We start from the raw sequence: 19974 nt of genomic DNA on the forward strand, positions 1-19974 counted from the left end.
GAATGCTATGGCATCGATCGTCGCGATCCCGGCAATCCGATATTCCGCCTCTAGCTAACCGCGACACCGTCGGGACCGCGTCGCTTGTCTGACATTGAAATGGAGTCGAGTAGCGCGGAAGGGTCGGCGGGTTTCACCAGATAATGGTCGACGCCGGCCTCGGTCGCCCGGCGGATATGTTCTTCTTGCCCATAACCGCTCAGCGCCACGATCAGACACTGTCCGCAGGCTGGATCCTGCCGCAATCGCCGGGCGACCTCATGGCCGCTCATGCCCGGCAGACCGATATCGAGGATGACCACGTCGGGTCGCATTTCGGCCGCGAGGCGCAAGGCTGACTCACCGTCACCCGTGCATTTCACGACGTACCCATGGATGGTGAGCAGCGCCTCAAGGCTTTCTGCCGATGCAACGAGGTCGTCCACGATGAGTACGCGCATCGCCGGCTTGCGGTGAAGATGCAAGACCGGGGCAAGCGTCGCGGGGCTGCGCTCGACCACGGTCGCCGGCAGGCGAATCACGAATTCTGCCCCCTTGCCGCGGCCCCCGCTCCTGCATTCGACCGATCCGTGGTGCAACTCCGTGAGATGGCGCACAAGTGTCAGGCCGATGCCGAGGCCGCCTTGCGGCCGGTGCAATGACGTATCGGCCTGAGCGAACAGCTCAAACACATGGGGGACGAAATCGGGGTCAATGCCTTCTCCGTCGTCGGAGACCGTAATCGACGCAATACCGTCGGCGAAACGTGTGGTGAGGGTAATGTGACCGCCTTGCGGGGTGAACTTCGACGCGTTGTTCAACAGGTTCGACACAACCTGTGCAAGCCGCACGACATCGCCGTCGACGACCGCGTTGGCCGCGCCCTCGTCGCAGTTCAGCGTTTGCGCCCGTCGGATGAAATGAGGACGGCTGGTTTCAACCGCCCGGCCGATCACCGTGGATAGGGATACCGTTTCCGTCCGCAAAACAACCGCCCCTCTCGCAATACGGGATACGTCCAGTAGGTCTTCTATGATCCGCACCATATGCTCGACTTGGGTACCGACGATCTCGCCCGCCCAACGAAGCACATCGGTATCGCCCGCCTGCGCGCTGCGCATCACCGCGGCTGCGTTCGCAATCGGTGCGAGCGGATTGCGCAACTCGTGGGCCAGCATCGCCAGGAATTCATCCTTGCGGCGATTGCCGTCCTGAATGGCGGAGAAAAGCAGTGCATTTTCCAATGCAATCGCCGCCCTGCTGACGAACTCCCGGCTGAGCAGAGTCTGCTCGTCCGGAATGGGATTCGCATACGAGCAAAGCAGGATCACCCCCTTCTGGTTGCCGGTGAGCATCGGAAACGCGGTGACGCTCTGCACGCCGAGCGCCGGCGCCTCCACAGCGGCGGTCTCGGTGAAACAGTCATTCGGCTCGACGCCGTCGTCCCCGCTACCGCCATGCATCAGCCGTTGGACAAAGCGGTTCACTGCCGGAAATGCCACGGACAGGGTTGCAGCCTGGAACTCGGCCAGATCCGGCGCATCCTCTCCGTCGCGCCGCGCCGAGCGCGACGCGACGCTGGTGGCGATCGCGCCAATGCCTACGACCGCGACGAATGCGATATCGGCCAGTTCGGCCGACGCGAGTTCGACGATGCGCTGAAGCGTCGCATCGAGTTCGAGCGAACGGGTCAATACGTGGCTCGCGTTGGCAAGAAAGTGGGCACGTTGTCGCGCTCGCTCCGCTAACATGCGACCCGCCTCGGCAAGCAAAAACGCCTCGCGTTCCGCTGCACGCGTCAGAAGTTCATTGTGCATGCGGTGCATTTCGACAAACACCTTGACCTTGGAGCGCAATATCTCCGGGACGACCGGCGACAAAATGTAATCGACAGCGCCCAGCGAATAGCCCCGCTTCATTTCCTCCTCGTCGATATATGCGGTGACGAAAATGATTGGCGTATTGGTGGTCCGCCGGTACGCACGCAACAGCGAAGCCGTTTCAAGTCCATCCATGCCGGGCATGTTCACGTCGAGAAGAATGACGGCGAAGGTCTGCTCCAGCACGGCTTTCAGCGCCTCGCGCCCCGATCCGACGGCGATGACGTTCTGCCCGAGTTCCTCAAGAATCGTACGCATGACCACGTGCTTTTCCGGCAAATCGTCAACCACCAGAATGTTGACGGGTTGCCGCGGGTCGGAGACGGAGATGTCCATGCCTGTCTCCTAGCGGTGCAGCCACGCGTGCAGCACGGCAAGCAGATCTTCCCGGTTGACCGGCTTCGAAAGATAGTCCCACGCGCCCGCTTCGATGCAACGCTCGCGGTCGCCTTTCATCGCCTTCGCCGTGACTGCGATGATAGGCAGGGTACGCCCGACCGGCCGCTTGCGGATTTCCCTTGTCGTCGTAAGACCATCCATCTCCGGCATCATGATGTCCATCAGCACGATATCGATCTCCGGATCCGTCTCGACCAGCTTTATCGCGTCATGGCCATTGTCCGCCCAGACGTGGCGCATTCCGTGGTCTTCAAGGACCGTTGCGAGCGCGAAAATGTTGCGCATATCGTCATCGACGATCAACGCCTTGCGTCCGGTCAGATCGGCGTCCGAGCGGTGCAAATCGTCGATGAGTTCACGTGCCTGATCGGACAAACGTTTCGGACTCAGGTGCAGCGACGCGGCAGCCGAGTCCAGCAGACGGCTCATGTCCGACGCCACGTAGCTGACGAAGCGTTCGCCGGCTCGAATGCCTTGCGCGGGCATATCCCCGTCAGGGGCATAGACGATCACAGGCAGCGGTGCAAAGGGGCTGCGCTTACCGAGCGCGGCCTCTATTTCATGGGGGCTTTTCTCCATCATCTCAGGCCCGACGATTACCGCAAAAAGATCTTCCTCGGCCAGCGCCTGGGTCAGTTGTTCGCCTGTCGCAGCGAAACTCAACACGACGCGGTCGCTCGGCAGCAATTGCGTCAATTGCTCGCGGTCGGGCCCTTCGGGCAGCGCGATCAGAACCTTGCGCTCCATTCTGTCGACGTAGCCCGCGATTGCCCGCAGCGCGTCGTCCAGGACTTCGCGCGACTGGATTGGTTTGGCCACGAAGGCGAACGCGCCAGCCTGCAAAGCGCGGTCGCGCGACTCGTCCGTCGAGATCACGCAGACGGCCATATGCCGGGTCGCCATATCGTGCTTGAGCCGGGCAAGCACCCGCCAACCGTCCATGTCCGGCAAAAACAGATCGAGCGTGACGACGTCCGGTTTGAACTGATCGGCGAGCGTCAAAGCAGCGGCGCCGAGCGGCGTGACGAGTCCCTTGAAGCCATGCTCGCGGGCCGCGTCGAGCAGGAAATGCGCGAAGGCAAGATCGTTTTCGACGATCAACAACACCCGCTCTCCGGGCACGATGTTCAAACGGTCGTCATCGGACGTCTGGGACAGTTCGCTCGTCTCGCTGACTACCGTGCTGACGAACTCCTGGGCAGCGAGGGCGTCCGTCCGCTCCGCTGCATCGATGGCAGCGGCCGGTTCGCGATCGAGCGTCGCCCCGCCCGTGTCCTCCCCGGTCACGGCGGCGCTTCGGCGCGCGACCCAGCCTGTCTCTCCTGACAAGGGGAGATATAGCGTGAACGTGCTCCCTTTGTTCGGCGAGCTCACGAGGCGGATCTCGCCGCCCAACAGCTTCGACAACTCACGACTGATGGCAAGACCCAGACCGGTCCCGCCATATTTACGGCTCGTGCTGCCGTCGGCCTGCTGGAACGCTTCGAAGATGATCTGCTGTTTGTCCGCCGAAATACCGATCCCGGTATCGGATACCGAGAACGCGATGACGTCCTGCGCCCGGTTAAGTCCTTCGTTATCCGCGCTCCAACCGCCGAACACTTCTTCGATGGACAGCGTGACATGCCCGTGGTGCGTGAACTTGAACGCATTCGACAACAGGTTCTTCAGAATCTGCTGCAGCCGCTTAAGATCGGTGTGAATCGACGCAGGAAGACGGGCGCCCGCATGGATGACAAAATCGACGCTGCGTGATTCCGCGACGTGCCGGAAGGTACGCTCGACGTAGGACGTGAGGTCCGCGAGCCGATGTGCGGCGAAATCCATCACGACGGTACCGGACTCGATCTTCGACAGGTCGAGGATGTCGTTGATCAACATCAGCAGATCGTTGCCGGACGAATGAATCGTTCTCGAGAACTCGATCTGCCTGGTCGAAAGATTGCCTTCCGGGTTCTTGCACAACTGGTCAGAAAGAATGAGCAGGCTATTGAGCGGCGTGCGCAGTTCGTGGGACATGTTGGCAAGGAATTCCGACTTGTACTTCGAGGTCAGCGCGAGCTGTTTCGCCTTTTCTTCCAGTGCTTGACGGGCCTGCTCGACTTCGGCGTTCTTGCGCTCGACTTCCTGATTCTGGTGCGCAAGAAGCCGTGCCTTTTCCTGCAGTTCCTGATTGGTCTGCTGCAGTTCCTCCTGACGGCTTTGCAGTTCGTGCGCGAGGGACTGCGACTGCTTGAGCAGATCTTCCGTCCGTGTATTAGCCTCGATCGTGTTGATGACAATGCCGATACTTTCGGTCAGCTGATCGAGGAACGCCAGGTGAGTCGGATTGAACCGTTCGACTGACGCCAGCTCGATGACGCCTTTGACCTGCCCTTCGAAGATGATCGGCAGGACCAGTACGTTATGCGGGACGACGCTGATCAGCCCGGACGTGATCCGGAAACTGTCGACGGCGGACGGCTCAAGCAGAATCTTGCGCCGCTCGACCGCGCATTGGCCGAGAAGTCCCTCGCCGAGTTGCACACGCTTGCCGTGCGACGGGTGTCCACTCGATGCATAACTCGCCATCAGGCGCAAGGCCGTTGCATCAGCGGTGGTGTCGAGCACGAAAAACTCCGCCTGCTGAACGCCGACCACAGGCGCGAGCTCGGACAGAATGAGTTGCCCGACCGCAACGAGGTCTTTCTGTCCCTGCAGCATCCGGCTGAACTTGGCGAGGTTGGTCTTGAGCCAGTCCTGCTCGGTATTGACCTGGGTCGTATCCTTCAGGTTGCGGATCATCTCGTTGATCGTATCCTTGAGCGCCGCGACCTCACCCAATGCCTCGACGGTAATCGATCGTGTCAGATCACCTTGGGTGACGGCTGTTGCCACCTCCGCGATCGCTCGCACCTGCGTGGTCAGGTTGGCGGCGAGCTGGTTGACGTTCTCGGTCAACCCCTTCCATGTGCCAGAGGCGCCAGGCACCTTGGCCTGACCACCGAGCTTCCCTTCCACGCCGACTTCACGCGCAACGGTCGTCACCTGATCGGCGAAGGTCGCGAGCGTATCGGTCATGCTGTTGATCGTGTCTGCGAGCGCTGCGATTTCACCTTTCGCCTCGACCGTCAGCTTGCGCGCCAGGTCGCCGTTCGCGACGGCTGTCACGACCTTGGCGATGCCGCGCACCTGGCTCGTCAGATTGCCCGCCATGAAGTTGACGTTGTCCGTCAGATCCTTCCACGTGCCCGCCACACCCTGCACGTCGGCCTGGCCGCCCAGCTTGCCTTCGGTGCCCACTTCGCGTGCGACGCGGGTGACTTCGGAGGCAAACGAACGCAACTGGTCCACCATCGTATTGATGGTGTTCTTCAGTTCCAGGATTTCGCCTTTGACGTCGACCGTGATTTTTTTCGAAAGATCACCGGCCGCCACGGCTTTGGTCACGTCCGCGATGTTGCGGACCTGACTCGTCAGGTTGCCCGCCATGAAATTGACGTTGTCTGTCAGGTCCTTCCAGGTACCCGCCACGCCCTGCACGTCCGCCTGCCCGCCGAGCTTGCCCAGCGTGCCGACTTCCCGCGCGACCCGGGTCACTTCCGATGCGAAGGAACTAAGCTGGTCCACCATCGTATTGATGGTGTTCTTCAGTTCGAGGATTTCGCCCTTGACATCCACCGTGATCTTTTTCGAAAGGTCGCCCGCCGCCACGGCTTTCGTCACGTCCGCGATGTTGCGGACCTGACTGGTCAGATTGCCGGCCATGAAGTTCACGTTATCGGTCAGGTCCTTCCACGTGCCGGCCACGCCTTGCACGTCCGCCTGGCCGCCCAGCTTGCCTTCGGTACCGACCTCGCGTGCCACCCGCGTGACTTCAGACGCGAAGGAGCGCAACTGGTCCACCATCGTGTTGATGGTGTTCTTCAGTTCGAGAATTTCGCCCTTGACGTCGACGGTAATCTTCTTTGAGAGATCGCCCGCCGCCACCGCAGTGGTCACGTCCGCGATATTGCGGACCTGAGCCGTGAGGTTACTGCCCATCGAATTGACCGAATCGGTCAGATCCTTCCATGTCCCAGCGACACCTTGCACATCCGCCTGACCGCCAAGCTTGCCCTCGGTACCCACTTCACGCGCAACGCGGGTGACCTCCGATGCGAAAGAACTGAGCTGGTCCACCATTGTATTGATGGTGTTCTTGAGTTCCAGAATCTCGCCCTTTACGTCCACCGTGATCTTCTTCGACAGGTCACCTGCGGCGACCGCCGTCGTCACCTCGGCAATATTGCGCACCTGGGCGGTCAGGTTACTCCCCATCGAGTTGACCGAATCCGTGAGGTCCTTCCAGGTGCCGGCGACACCCTGCACATCGGCCTGGCCCCCAAGTTTCCCTTCAGTACCGACTTCCCGCGCGACCCGCGTCACTTCGGAAGCGAAGGAGCGCAACTGGTCCACCATCGTGTTGATGGTGTTCTTCAGTTCGAGAATTTCGCCCTTGACGTCGACCGTGATCTTCTTCGAAAGATCGCCTGCCGCCACCGCCGTGGTCACGTCTGCAATGTTGCGCACCTGCGCCGTCAGGTTGCCGCCCATCGAGTTCACGGAGTCGGTCAGATCCTTCCATGTGCCGGCCACGCCTTGCACGTCCGCCTGGCCGCCAAGCTTGCCTTCCGTACCGACTTCCCGCGCGACGCGTGTAACTTCGGATGCGAACGAGCGCAACTGATCCACCATGGTGTTAATGGTGTTCTTCAGTTCGAGGATCTCACCTTTGACGTCTACGGTGATTTTCTTGGAGAGGTCACCAGCCGCGACCGCCTTGGTCACCTCCGCGATGTTGCGCACCTGACTGGTCAGGTTGCCGGCCATGAAGTTGACGTTATCGGTCAGGTCTTTCCATGTGCCCGCCACGCCCTGCACATCAGCCTGGCCGCCAAGCTTGCCCTCTGTGCCGACCTCGCGTGCCACCCGCGTGACTTCAGATGCAAACGAGCGCAACTGGTCCACCATCGTGTTGATGGTGTTCTTCAGTTCGAGAATTTCGCCCTTGACGTCGACCGTGATTTTCTTGGAGAGGTCACCGGCCGCAACCGCTTTGGTCACCTCCGCGATGTTGCGCACCTGGCTGGTCAGATTGCCCGCCATTGAATTGACAGAGTCGGTCAGGTCTTTCCAGGTTCCCGCGACGCCTTGCACGTCGGCCTGCCCGCCGAGCTTCCCTTCAGTGCCGACCTCGCGTGCGACGCGCGTGACTTCCGCGGCAAAGGTGCCGAGTTGCTCGACCATCGTATTGATGGTCTTCGCGGTTCGAAGAAACTCCCCCTGCAGCGCCCTGCCCTCTGCCTCGAGCGCCATGCTCTTCGAAAGATCGCCCTGTGCGACTGCGCCGATCACGCGCGCGACTTCACTCGTCGGGTGGACCAGGTCTGCAATCAGGGAATTGATCGCCTCTATCGAGTCTCCCCAGAATCCGCGGGCGTAGGGAAGTGCCGCACGCTCCTTCAGGCGTCCTTCCTTGCCGACCACCCTGCTAAGGCGGCCGAGCTCTTCCGACATCCCGACGTTCTGCTCAACGACATCGTTGAATACGTGAGACACCTTGCCATGCATGCCGGTCCAGTCGGGCGGCAACGACGCCACCTCGCCTTTCTGCAATGCCGTAAGTCCGGCCAGGATGGCCTTTGTGCATTCGTGTCCGGCTTTCGCACTCTCGAAGAGAGCGTTGACATGAGTCGCACTGTCAAGCCACGCGCCTGCGAGCGATTCACAGTTGACGGCTGCGCCCTGAGCGTCCGCCCCGATGCCGGGTAAACGCTGTGACATCCGCCCGAGGTCGTGCGTGATATGTGCCGTCTGTACCGCCAGCGCGTTGAATTCGGACGCGACCTTGCCCTGTTCGCCCAGCCAGTTATCAGGCAGACGAAAGGACGTGTCGCCTCGGCGCAGCGCGCTAAGAGCGCTCGCGATAAGCGCGTACGGATCATGGGATTGTTGCGACGATTCGACCGCGAACGTGTCCATGCGTTCCTCAACTGTCGTTATATAAGCAAATTTATTATTCGTACGCCTTGTCGAACTCGCGAGCTTCGACTGCGTTGAGCTTCGCAAGCTGGTCGTAGCTGGTGCTGCGTCAGCGCATCGCTAATCCAACTTCGTTGTCGAGTCTCCGCGAGTCTTTTTGCATCAATCCGGCGGTTTCCAGGTTGGCCTGTCCGTGCTCGTCAACCATGCGACTCGCGCAAAATTGTACGCTTCTCGACTGCGTTCTGCGCACGGCTATCTGGCCGGCCGCGATTTCCGCCTGGTCGCCACAAGGAGGATGCCGACGATTTGTGCATCCGTCAGACGCGCCTTCTGGGCAGATTGATAGTCTTACGAATGCGAAGTGCCGGTTCCTGTACCGGCGCTTGAAGATGCGCCCATGAATAGCCTGTTCCTTCATGGTCCGCCGAACCGCTCGGCGACGCCATTGGTCTCGCGTTCGGCGACGAAGGCGTAGCTCGGCGTGATGCCCCAGAACCTGATCTGATCGCGAAAGTCCTCTGCGACGTTTTGCGAGCCGTGATCCATTCTTGGCGACAATCCGCGGCCCGCGTCGGCGACTACCGAGCCAAACTCGCCCAGCAGCGCGTGGGAGATCGGCTCGAGGGTAGCGAAGCGGTCACCGATTGTCGCGGCATGGATGCCGGTGCACATGCCATCACAGTGGTCAACGCTCGAGAAAATCCATACCATGCCGTCGTCCACAGTAATCAACCGGAGCGACATATCAGATGATTCGGATTCCATTACATACTGTGCCGAATCCGCGATAAAGGACACGATGCGCAACTTGTGTCACGAGGGCAAGCCATGGTGTTACGCAAACATAGCGACGGCAGTTCGGTGCCTGCAGGCCTCCGTAGGCAGTGCGAAGGTCTTGGTACGCCTTATCTGATCGAGATCGATAACGCCGACGCCCTCCGTCTCGCTCGTCACGTTAGCGGTCGGCGCCGCAGCCAGCTGCCAGACTCGCGCTGAGCGTCGTTACCGATGCGAGCGCCAAATGCGCCGCCGCTTTATCAGCGAGTGGCGTTGGCGTCGTCGGCAAGACGATCGACCAGCGCCTTGACGCCGCGACGCCACGACAGATCCGTGTTACCGCGAATATCCACAGAACGCTGGAACACGGCGATCCCGGTCGTGACATCCTCCACGCGCAAGTTAATGTTGATGATCAGGTTGCTGACCTTCTGCACCCAGCACACGCCGATGCGCTCAACACCCAGCTTGCGGCCGACCTGCAGTTCGCAACCGTTACAGCTGTTCATGTCTTGCGTCGCCGTGAGCTGCGCGATCATGCTGCTCGCCGGCGCGTTGTCTGCCACATGAAATAACTGGCGGTCGCGCAACTGGGCACGCAGATCGTCGCTGATCAAGCCGATGCGAGTTTGCTGGGTACGGTTGGTATCGGCGTCGTTGTAGGAAGCGTTATCGTCGATTAGGGTGCAGTCCATGATGGCGATGGATCGCGCCGCGACCACCTGCGAACTCACAGTGGCAAGTACCAGACACAGCACAAGATTGAAAAGAAGATGCGATGAGCGCCCCGCCCGGGCGTGAGGCAAAACCCTTCGTAACTGCAGCATGACTGAATATCTCCCATGAGCCGATTGTCCCGCGGTGAATACGGATCTGCAGGGCATGGTGGTCGAACGCACGCAAGGACCACGCCCGGAATGGGGATAGGCAGTCAAGCTGGCGCTGACCGAAGGTGTCGGCGTTTCGGAGACGGCACGACGACCGAAATCCGGATAGCTGAGAAGATTCAGGCTCGTCATCGACGCGCCCTTTCCGAAGCGGGGGCCGGCGAATTTCGTCGAATTCGTCCTTTCCGTATTTGCTGAACCGCATGGATGAACCGACTACCGAGCCCCGAGCCGGATCGCACGGGCAGTTCTTATCCCGGCGAGGTGCGCCGACCGAATCTTTCGCCACATGTTGCGGGCCAGTTTTCTACTGGGGACCAACGGATGCTGCGCTCAGACTCCCCTATTCCTTCATCCTTCCGGCCACCTGGCCAATCCGGTCCCGCACGATACCAATCGCCAGCTTAAGCGCGTAAAGATCCGGGAAATAGCGCTGGGAAATCCGCATGCGGCATGCATGCGCGTCAATGTTCTCGATTTCGTCGCGCCATTGCGCGAGCTGTGCCGCGGTCGGCTGCGAGGTTCGCCATATTTCATCTTCCAGCGATTTGATTGCCCGATAGCAGACCACGAGCCGGTTCTTGAACCGCGCTTCGACCATGGCCGGCAACGCCTGTAGCAGACCGATTAGCAAGGCCGCAAAGGGAACGAGGATCAGCAGGCGCCGCTCGATAAAGCTGGCCAGCCAGAATGGCAGGTAGCGCTGCAGAAAGGGGCGGCCGGATTTGAAGAAGCGCGTGCTTTCGTCGGAGATCGGAAATTCTTCGGTGTCCAGGTTCGGAAACCTGCCCAGCGGCGTGAAGTAGTCTTCGCCGCCATGGACGATTCTGGCCGCATCCAGCAACAGGTAAACGAGCGCAGGATGCATCGTGTCTTTGGCCACGAGCAGAGCCGTGGCGGCCAGCAGGGTGACATCATCCGGAGGACGATCGTTGGCGATACTGGTCGAGGCACGCGGGAAAATGATCTTGGAGAGAGACGGGAATTTCTGCACCAGCGCATCAGCCTGGGCAAAACTCATCAGCTTGAGATCGCTATTCAGTAGCGTCGTCTGCATCGGCGCATCGGGCCTGCCGATAAAGAAAGCAGCATCCAGCTGGCCGTTTTCGAGGCCTTTATATGCTCGGGCTGCATCCATTTGAAGCAGTGCGGCGTTGTCGCCGGTGACGCCGCTGTAGGCGAGCAATAGCCGGGAGACGTTGAGCAGGCCACTGCCGGGAACACCGATGGAAATTCTTTTGCCACGCAGCTGTACCAGCCGGTTGATGGTGGCATCGCCACGATAGAACACCCAGATCGGTTCATAAGACACCGCAGCGATGGTCTGCAGATGGTCGCTCTCTTTCGGGCTGATGGTGCCTGACTGGATAAAGCCCGCTTCGTACGCGCTGTGGGGATCCCTCAGCCGCTGATAATTTTCGACCGACCCGGAAGAACTGCGGATATCGAGCGTGATGCCGTCGCGCTTGAGGACCTGCGCATAGCGATCCGCAAAGCCTCGATAAATGCCCCTGTCAGCACCAGTTGTGATGACGATCGTGCGCTGGAAGGCGGGCTTCAGTACGGCCGCCAGCCCCCAACCCAGCACGGCCAGCAGCAGTACCGCCGAGATGACGAGAAGCCGCCGGCGCCCCGGTGTCATTGGGGTGTTCTGGCTTCGATATACTGCCGGATGCTGCCTGGGCATGGTTCGGTCTCGCTCGTCGGACCCGTCGGACCCCGCAAATGCGTTCCCGCCCGCCGCCACCTCCAGGACAAGGGCGGCCGCAACCAATGCACCATGAAAGCATCTCCTCCGTCTCCAGCGTTCCCACAGGAGCCCTCCGTTCAGCCGTCAGTCAACGGCGGTCGGCGGATGGATGCTGGCCGCGATCGCGCGGCTCACGGTGGCGAGCGCCCTGCTCCAGGCCACCACCACTGCGTCATAGCCCGCACCTGCGCAGGGCTCGCTCGCGATGGTGCGGCCGGTTATCGGCGGCGCTTTGCCGGGTGGCAGCACCGACCACAAGACATCGACAGTGGCGGTATCGCCGAGCGAGGCGTCGAAGCGCTGGACGTCGACTCGCACTCGCCAGGCCACCGCTGCATCTCCACCCATCGGCGCAGTTGACACAAGAGGGCTGTTCAGCAACTGCGAGAGATTCGCGACCATGACGCGCGGAATCTGGCTCTTCAGCGGCTCGGCCCATCGAGCGAATTCGTCGATCGTCACATGGTTCGTGCCGGCGCGAACCACGATCTGCGGCCGGTCGACGAGTTCAGGCACGGCGATCGTGCCGATCACGACGACGACGGGCGCACCTTGACTGACGCTCTGGCGCGGCGCCTCCGCACTCAACGTGTAGAAGTCCGACTTGGGCGAGCCGGCGCAACCGGCGAGCGTCGCCATCGTCAGCGCAACGGCAAGGGATAGTGACAGGCCCTTCACTTTTTATCCTCCAGCTTGCCGCGAATGAGTGCCTCCGGATGGCGCTCCAGATAGTCCGCCAGCGTGCGGAAAGCAGCCGCCGTGCGCGCCAGTTCGTTCATGGCGTCCGAGGTGTTCTGCGCCAGCGCGGAATCGGGCTGTAGAGCACCGTTCGCGGAATTCAGCGCCGCCTGTGCGGCGACGAGTGTGTCCCGCGCCTGCGGCACCACGTCGGTGCGCAACTGCTTGAGGAGCGTATCCGCATCGGCTAGCGTCTTTTGCGCGTCCTTCCCGATCCCCCCGAATGGGATCTGGTTGAGCTTGGCGAGGAGATTCGTCACCGATTCCTGCATGGACTGCAGGCCGCCAGGTATGGTTGGCCACTCGGGCGGCGTGGTGGTCCAGTCGACCTTCGCTTTCGGCGCGTTCGGGAAAAATTCGAGCGCCACGTAGAGTTGCCCGGTCAACAGGTTCCCGGTGCGCAATTGCGCACGCAAGCCATGGTCGACCAGCGTTTGCGCAAGTCGCTGACGATCGTCGGTGATCCTGCCGCCAGCCCCGCCCTTGACATAGCGCGAAGTGAAGCGCTCAGGGAAGAGGCGTATCTCGACCGGGATGCTGAACTGCTTCGTGACGGGATCAAACCGCGTATTGATCGCTGCGACCTCACCCACCACGATTCCGAGAAAATCGACGGGCGCGCCGACCACCAGCCCCCGCACTGACTCCCTGAACACCAGCATATAGTTGTCGACGATCCGATCGTGGCGCTTAAACGCCTCCGCGCGATCGTGGAACAGCACAAACTCCGCATTCGCGTCGGCTTCAGATTCATCGGCCGTTTCATCGGGCGTCTGGAATGCGAGCCCGCCGATCAGTATCGCCACCAGCGATTCCGTATTGACCTTGACACCCGTCGTATCGAGCGACACGTCCAGACCGCTCGCCTGCCAGAACCGTGTATCCGGCTTCACAAACTTCTCGTAAGGGGCGTTGACGAAGGCATGCAACGTCACGCCCTTGCCGCTTTCGTCCAGTTGGTACGACGTGACCTGTCCGACTTGCAGCCGTCTGTAGTAGATGGGCGAGCCGACATCGAGCGAGCCCATGTCCGCGCCTTTCAATATGAACTCGCGACCCGGCACGCCGCTCGCGAACACGGGCGGTGACTCCAGGCCTGTGTATTCGCGCCTCGGTTTCGTCGAAGTGCCCACGTCCATGCCGATGAAGGAACCTGACAGCAAGGTGCCGATGCCCGAAACCGTGCCGCCAGAAATACGCGGACGTACGACCCAGAATCGCGTATCGTCTACCAGCAGCTTTGAGGCATCTTTGGACAGTTCGGCCGTGGCGATCACGCGGCGGTGGTCGCCCGACAACGTGACGCTCTTGACCACCCCGATGTCGACGTTCTTGAACTTGATCTTGGTCTTGCCCGCATCGAGCCCCTCGCCGGTGTCGAAGGTGATGGCGACTGTCGGGCCCTGTTCGAGGATCGTCTTCACCGCGAGCCAGCCGCCAATCAGAATGGCGATGAGCGGCACCAGCCACACGATCTGCATCCGCCAGCGTGAGCGCGAAGTGGCAATAGCTTCGGGAACGTCCGGTGACCCTTGTTGACCGGGAGGTTTAGCCATGATTTGACTCGTTCGCGTCCCAGATGAGGCGCGGGTCGAACGACATGGCCGCGAACATCGTCAACACCACCACCGCGCCGAAGGCAACCGCTGCCGGTCCCGCCTGGATGGTCGCGAGTGCATTGAACTGGACGAGCGCGACAAGAATGGTGATCACATAGATATCGAGCATCGACCACCGCCCGACGAGTTCCACCACACGATAGATGCGCGTTCTCTGCTGCAATAGCGCGACTGAGCGCCGCTGCGTCGAGATGACGAGGAACATGATCGCGAGGATCTTCAGCATCGGGACTGCGATGCTCGCGATGAACACGATAATGGCTAAAGGCCACGAGCCGGATGTCCAGAGGTACACCACGCCGCTCAGAATCGTGTCTTTCTCCGAGCCGAACAGCGAACTGGTGTTCATCACAGGCAGCATGTTCGCCGGGATATACAGCACCATCGCAGCAATCAGGAACGCCCACGTACGGGCAAAGCTCGCCGGTTTGCGTTCATGAAGATGCGCGCCGCAGCGCGGACAACTCGCTTCGTGGACGTGCGGGCCCGTTTTCGTCAGCAGCCCGCAGCTGTGACAGGTCATCAGGCCGCTGGCCATTGCCGTGCGTGCGGACGCCGCGGCGAGTTCTTCCGGGCCCGGCGCACTGCGGGAGTGGCCGCCTATGCGCTGCCAGAGCTCGTGCGGGTCGAACGCAGCGCTGGCAGCCGCGAGCAGCAGCATGAGCGCGGCGAACGTCCAGAGCGCGACGCCCGGCACGACGCTGGCGATATGCGCCAGCTTGACCAGCGCGACCAGCATCCCGAGGATCAGCACCTCCGTCATGCCCCACGGCCGCGCAAGATGCAGCATGCGAAAGACGATGTCGGCCCGATATGGAAGGCGCCGAAGCCGCAGCGGAACCAGCAGGTACGCTATCGCGGACATCTGCATGAGCGGCATGAGGAATGTCGTCACGAACACCAGCCCCGCGATCGGCCACATGCCGTCCGTGTACAGCGCGCGCACCGCGCCCAGCAAGGTGGTCTGGACGAGATCGCCGTTGACCGACAGGCCGACGATCGGATACGCGTTGCCGATCACGAACAGCACGATGCACGTGAGCGTATAGGCTAGCGCACGATCGAGGCTGTCCGGATGATGGCGGTACAGTTCGGCACCGCAGCGGCAGCAGCGCAGCACGCCTTCGCCTGTCAACGGCGCTTCCCGTTGCAGAAGGTCGCATTCGTGACAGGCAATGAGGCGCCCGGTGTTCATTGCGGCGGCTCCGTCGCGGCCTGTTCGGCAGCGGGCGCCGCAGGGCCATGCTGCATCACCCGCCCCGTCATGCGTTCCGCTTCGACGACCCAGCCGCCGCCCATCGCCTTGTAGAGGCTGATCAGCGAGTTGAATACCAGTCCGTTGGTCTGCGTGTAGCTCAGCTGCGCGTTGAAGAGGCTGCGCTCGGCGTCCAGCACTTCGATGTAGCTCGTATAGCCGCCCTCGTAGCGCAACCGCGCGAGCCGCGAATAGGTTCGCAATGCGTCGACCTGACGGCCTTGCACAACAAGTTGTTCGCGCGACTTCTGAAGCGCGATCAATGCGTCATCGACTTCCTGGAACGCGACCTGAATAGATTGCTGATACTGGAACAACGCCTGTTGCTGCTGCGCTTCCGCCTGGCTCACCTGACCGCTGATGCTGCCCGCGGTAAAGATCGGCACGGTCAGCGAGCCAGCGTACGACCAGATCCGCGCCGGTCCGGTGAACAGGTTCGAGAACTGGCCGCTTGCCGTTCCGAACAGGCCCGTCAGTGAAATCGTCGGGAAGTAAAGTGCGCGCGCGGCACCGATCAGCGCATTTGCGGCGATCAGGTTCTGCTCGGCCTGACGCAGATCGGGGCGGCGCTGCAGCAGATCGGAAGGCAGGCCCGCCGGCACCGGCGGCACCTCGAGTTCAGTCAGTTCGCGGCCCCGCAGGATCGGACCGGGATTGTGGCCAAGCAGAACGGAGAGCGAGTCTTCCTGCTGGGCGATCTGCGTCTCGATCTGCGGAATGGTCGCGAGCGATGCCTCGTATTCCGACTCGCTCTGCGCGAGTTCCATCTGCGACACATCGCCGCCTGCAAACCTCGCCTGAAACACCTTGACCGAACCCGCACGGCTTTCGGTCGTCGCCTTCGCAATCGACAGTTGCTGGTCGAGGTCGCGCAAGTTGATGTACGCGGAGGCGACCGACGCCACCAGCGACAGGATGGTCGCGCGGCGCCCCTCTTCACTTGCCAGCAGGCTTGCCCGCGCGGACTCGGTCTGCCGCCGCACCTTGCCGAAGAAATCGATCTCCCACGAGGCCATCAACGGTGCCTGAAACTCGTTGAACACGGGGCTGACGCCGGGTGGCAACGTCGGCACCCCAGCGACCGACACACGCTGACGGGACGCGTCGAAGCCCGCGTTGATCTGCGGAAACAATGCCGAGCGCGTCGTGACGAACTGGCCGAGAAACTGGTCGACGCGCGCGGCGGCAATTTTCACGTCGTTGTTGTCCGCCAGCGCGGCGGCAATCAGATCGTTCAGGACGGGATCCTTGAACTGCTCCCACCACATCGCGTTGGCCACCTCGGCGGCCTCGGTGGTTTGGAAGCGGAAGGTTGCCGGCGTCGGCACCGTGGGCCGCACGTAGTCCGGGCCGAGCAGACACCCGCTCAATGCAAGCCCTAGCACCGACAGCAGCAGTGCGGACAGCGGACGCAGAAGGAATGTGAAGCCGCGCATATCAGTCGGCCTCATGCGGGGCGGACGGTTTGGTGGTGGGCGCGCCCGGGCCGGGATGCACGGCGGGCGGCGGCCCATCGCCTGCGGCTCCGCCGCTCGGATCGGGTGTCTGCTTGCTGCTGCTCTTTTCCGACATCGTCTCGAGGACGTAGAAAAACATCGGAATGAAGAACACGGCGATCACCGTCGCACCGAGCATCCCGCCGATCACGCCGGTGCCGATCGAATGGCGGCTGTTGGCCGACGCTCCCGTGGCAATAGCAAGCGGGACGCACCCCAGGATAAAAGCAAGCGACGTCATCACGATCGGCCGCAGCCGCTCGGTCGCCGCCGTGACGGCGGAGTCGTAGACGGATGACCCCGTCTCCCGGTTCAGCACCGCAAACTCGAAGATCAGGATTGCGTTCTTCGCGGCGAGGGCGACCAGCATCGTCAGTCCGATCTGGAAGTACACGTCGTTCTCGAGTCCGCGCAGCACGATCGCGAGCAGCGCGCCGAAGAGGGCAAACGGCACGGCCATCAGCACGCCGACCGGCAGGCTCCATTTCTCGTATTGCGCGGCGAGAATCAGGAAGACCATGATGAGACCGAACACGAACACGAGGCTCGACGTGCCGCCCGACTGCTTCGCCTCGTAGGCCTCGCCGCTCCAGCCGATACCGTAATCCGACGTCGTCACCTCACCCGCAACCTCCTCCAGCGCCTGGATGACCTGCCCCGAGCTGTAGCCCGGCGCGCCGTTGGCCGTGATCTTGACTGCGGGAAAATTGTTGAAGCGCGTGATGAGATCGGGGCCCGTCACGTACTGAGAGGTCACCACAGCCTTGAGCGGCACCATGCTGTTGTTCTTGCTGCGCACGTAGAGCTGGTTCAGATCCTGCGGCGTCAACCGGTACGCTGGTTCAGCCTGGAGGATGACCTGCCACAGGCGGCTCGACCGGTTGAACTGCGATACGTATAGCGAGCCGAACATGGTTTGCATCGCGCTATACACTTCCTCGACGGGAACGCCGAGCGTCTCCGACTTGTCCCGGTCGACGTTGGCGAGCAATTGCTGCGACGACGCATTGAAGGTCGATGTCACGCGCGCGAGTTCAGGGCGTTTTTTTGCCTTTTCCAGAAAGTTGTTCACCACATCCGCCAGTTGCGCGATGGTGCCGTCGCCCTTGCTCTGAATCCACATCTCCGTGCCGCCGGTCGTGCCGAGCCCCGGTATCGACGGCGGATTCACGGGCAGGATGATGCCCTCCTTCACTTTCGACAGGTTCTCGTACGCGCCGATCAGCACCGCCCGCGCGTTCTGCGTGCGGATGTTGGACCACTTGTAGCGTTCGTCGAAACTCTTGAAGCCGATGAAGAACGTGCTCGCGTTGTTCTTGTTCTGGCTGTCGAGCAGGCTGTAACCATCGACGATCGTCACGCTGCCCACGGCCTCCTGCTTCATGAAGTAGTCGGTGACGTGCTGCGAAACGTCTCCTGTGCGATCGAGGCTTGCTGCGTCCGGCATGATGACCGCGCCGAGCAGATAGCCCTGGTCTTCGGGCGGCAGAAACGAAGTCGGTACCGAGCGCATCATGACGACCGCGAGCGCGATCATCCCCGCAAACAGCAGCAGTCCCACGACGAACCGCTTGATGACCAGCTTGACCGCGCGCGTATAGCTGTTCGTCATCCTCTCGAAGTTCCTGTCGAACCACTTGAAGAAGCCACGCTTTTCGTGATGGCCCGGCTTGAGCAGCAAGGCGGCCAGCGCCGGCGACAGCGTCAGTGCGACCAGGCCCGAGAACACCACCGAGATCGCAATCGTGATCGCGAACTGCTTGTACAACTGGCCAGTGATGCCGCCAAGGAACGCCACAGGGACAAACACCGCGCACAGCACGAGCACGATCGCGATGACCGGGCCGGAAACTTCGTCCATCGCCCGCTTGGCGGCGTCTTTTGGACTCAGCTTGTGCACGCTCATGTTGCGCTCGACGTTCTCTATCACGACGATTGCGTCATCCACGACGATGCCGATGGCGAGCACCATGCCGAATAACGTCAGCATGTTGATCGAGAAGCCGAGTGCGAGCATGCCCATGAAGGTGCCGACAATCGACACGGGCACCGCCAGCACCGGAATCAGCGTCGCCCGCAGGCTCTGCAGGAACGCGAACACGACAATCACGACCAGCACCAGCGCTTCGAAGAAGGTGTGCACCACATCGGAAATCGACGCGCGGGTGAACTCGGTCGTGTCCATCGCGATGCTGTATTCGAGCCCCTCCGGGAACGTCTTCTTCATCTCGGCGAGCGTTGCGCGCACCTGTTTCGACACGTCAAGCGCGTTCGCGCCAGGCTGCTGGTACACCGCCATGACCGTCGCCGGTTTGCCCTGATAGCGGCTGCGAATCGAATAGTCTTTCTGGCCGAGAGCCGCGTAGCCGATGTCCTTGAGACGCACGATCGCCGCGTCGCCGTTGGCCGCGCGAATGATGATGTTGTCGAAGTCGGAAGGTTCGTTCAGACGGCCGGTCGTCGTGACCGCGAACGACTGCTCGACGGGCGCACCGGTCGGCGACTGCCCGAGACGGCCGACAGCGAACTGCTGGTTCTGGTTGGCGACGGCTTTCTGCACGTCGCCTGCCGTGATGCCCAGTTGCGCCATGCGATCGGGCTTCAGCCATATTCGCATCGCGTAGTCGGGCGTCCCGAAGATGGCCGATTGATTGGCGCCCGGAATACGCTTTAACGCATCGAGTACGTAAATGTTCGCGTAGTTGGCGATGTACGTGGCGTCGTAGCGGTCGGTCGGCGAATAGATCGCGATCACCATCATGAACGCCGACGATTTCTTCTGCACCTGGATGCCTTGCGCCTGCACCGATTGCGGCAACTGCGGCAACGCGAGGTTCACGCGGTTTTGCACATCGACCTGCGCGAGTTCCGGGTTGGTGCCGATCTGGAAGTACGCATTGACGGTCAGGTTGCCGGTCGATGAACTCGACGAGCTCATGTAAATCATGTTGTCGGCGCCGTTGACCTGCTGCTCGATCGGCGCGGCCACATTGTTGGCGACCACGTCGGCGCTGGCGCCTGGATACGTTGCGGAGATCGTGATCTGCGGCGGCGTGATGTCCGGATACTGCGCGATCGGCAAATTAAACATCGCTACGGCGCCGCCAAGCGTGATGACAATCGATATCACCGACGCAAAGATCGGACGGTCGATGCAGAAATGGGAGAGATTCATTTCGCTGGCCCGC

The 19974-nt window shown here is 61.5% G+C and carries 11 protein-coding genes; all 11 read right to left on the reverse strand.

The features are described 5' to 3' along the window. Positions 1–50: 50 nt before the first annotated feature. The 11 genes from BCA01S_RS34510 to BCA01S_RS05750 all read right to left on the reverse strand — a co-directional run bounded on the left by BCA01S_RS34510 (position 51) and on the right by BCA01S_RS05750 (position 19961). Positions 51–2195 carry a response regulator gene (locus tag BCA01S_RS34510; RefSeq protein ID WP_042318003.1) on the reverse strand — a complete coding sequence of 715 codons (2145 nt, stop codon included), beginning with the start codon at positions 2193–2195 and terminating at the stop codon, positions 51–53. 9 nt (positions 2196–2204) lie between these two features. Next, positions 2205–8261, reverse strand: a complete 6057-nt coding sequence (locus tag BCA01S_RS05710) for a hybrid sensor histidine kinase/response regulator (protein WP_027776107.1) — start codon at positions 8259–8261, stop codon at positions 2205–2207. 109 nt (positions 8262–8370) lie between these two features. Further along, the gene (locus BCA01S_RS37850; protein WP_244145958.1) at positions 8371–8682 is read right to left on the reverse strand and encodes a DUF4142 domain-containing protein; all 312 of its coding nucleotides are present in this window, start codon (positions 8680–8682) and stop codon (positions 8371–8373) included. Further along, a complete protein-coding gene (locus BCA01S_RS34515) occupies positions 8679–9029 on the reverse strand; it encodes a hypothetical protein (protein WP_156955027.1) in 351 nt (116 codons plus the stop codon). The genes BCA01S_RS37850 and BCA01S_RS34515 overlap by 4 nt, the downstream gene beginning before the upstream one ends. Before the next feature lie 272 nt (positions 9030–9301). Then, on the reverse strand, positions 9302–10060 hold the full coding sequence (locus tag BCA01S_RS34520) for a DUF3280 domain-containing protein (RefSeq protein WP_341807722.1): 759 nt from the start codon (positions 10058–10060) through the stop codon (positions 9302–9304). A 211-nt stretch (positions 10061–10271) separates the two neighbouring features. Beyond that, the gene (locus tag BCA01S_RS05725; protein WP_027776109.1) at positions 10272–11570 is read right to left on the reverse strand and encodes a TAXI family TRAP transporter solute-binding subunit; all 1299 of its coding nucleotides are present in this window, start codon (positions 11568–11570) and stop codon (positions 10272–10274) included. 192 nt (positions 11571–11762) lie between these two features. After that, a complete protein-coding gene (locus BCA01S_RS05730; protein ID WP_027776110.1) occupies positions 11763–12356 on the reverse strand; it encodes a PqiC family protein in 594 nt (197 codons plus the stop codon). Further along, on the reverse strand, positions 12353–13972 hold the full coding sequence (locus tag BCA01S_RS05735; protein WP_027776111.1) for a PqiB family protein: 1620 nt from the start codon (positions 13970–13972) through the stop codon (positions 12353–12355). The genes BCA01S_RS05730 and BCA01S_RS05735 overlap by 4 nt, the downstream gene beginning before the upstream one ends. Next, entirely contained in the window at positions 13965–15230 is a 1266-nt protein-coding gene (locus BCA01S_RS05740) for a paraquat-inducible protein A (protein ID WP_027776112.1), read from the reverse strand. The genes BCA01S_RS05735 and BCA01S_RS05740 overlap by 8 nt, the downstream gene beginning before the upstream one ends. Then, the gene (locus BCA01S_RS05745; RefSeq protein ID WP_042318005.1) at positions 15227–16726 is read right to left on the reverse strand and encodes an efflux transporter outer membrane subunit; all 1500 of its coding nucleotides are present in this window, start codon (positions 16724–16726) and stop codon (positions 15227–15229) included. Before BCA01S_RS05745 ends, BCA01S_RS05740 begins: the two co-directional genes overlap by 4 nt. Before the next feature lies 1 nt (position 16727). Continuing rightward, positions 16728–19961, reverse strand: coding sequence for an efflux RND transporter permease subunit (locus BCA01S_RS05750; RefSeq protein WP_027776114.1), 3234 nt, complete (start codon positions 19959–19961; stop codon positions 16728–16730). Between the last annotated feature and the right edge of the window lie 13 nt (positions 19962–19974).

This window comes from Paraburkholderia caledonica NBRC 102488 (genome assembly GCF_000685095.1).
Taxonomy (GTDB): domain Bacteria; phylum Pseudomonadota; class Gammaproteobacteria; order Burkholderiales; family Burkholderiaceae; genus Paraburkholderia; species Paraburkholderia caledonica.

Coding starts and splice junctions, on each gene's coding strand:
- BCA01S_RS05725 (WP_027776109.1), bottom strand. CDS start 11,570: ATGACACCGGGGCGCCGGCGGCTTCTCGTCATCTCGGCGGTACTGCTG.
- BCA01S_RS34515 (WP_156955027.1), bottom strand. CDS start 9,029: ATGGAATCCGAATCATCTGATATGTCGCTCCGGTTGATTACTGTGGAC.
- BCA01S_RS05740 (WP_027776112.1), bottom strand. CDS start 15,230: ATGAACACCGGGCGCCTCATTGCCTGTCACGAATGCGACCTTCTGCAA.
- BCA01S_RS05710 (WP_027776107.1), bottom strand. CDS start 8,261: ATGGACACGTTCGCGGTCGAATCGTCGCAACAATCCCATGATCCGTAC.
- BCA01S_RS34520 (WP_341807722.1), bottom strand. CDS start 10,060: ATGACGAGCCTGAATCTTCTCAGCTATCCGGATTTCGGTCGTCGTGCC.
- BCA01S_RS37850 (WP_244145958.1), bottom strand. CDS start 8,682: ATGAAGGAACAGGCTATTCATGGGCGCATCTTCAAGCGCCGGTACAGG.
- BCA01S_RS05750 (WP_027776114.1), bottom strand. CDS start 19,961: ATGAATCTCTCCCATTTCTGCATCGACCGTCCGATCTTTGCGTCGGTG.
- BCA01S_RS34510 (WP_042318003.1), bottom strand. CDS start 2,195: ATGGACATCTCCGTCTCCGACCCGCGGCAACCCGTCAACATTCTGGTG.
- BCA01S_RS05745 (WP_042318005.1), bottom strand. CDS start 16,726: ATGCGCGGCTTCACATTCCTTCTGCGTCCGCTGTCCGCACTGCTGCTG.
- BCA01S_RS05735 (WP_027776111.1), bottom strand. CDS start 13,972: ATGGCTAAACCTCCCGGTCAACAAGGGTCACCGGACGTTCCCGAAGCT.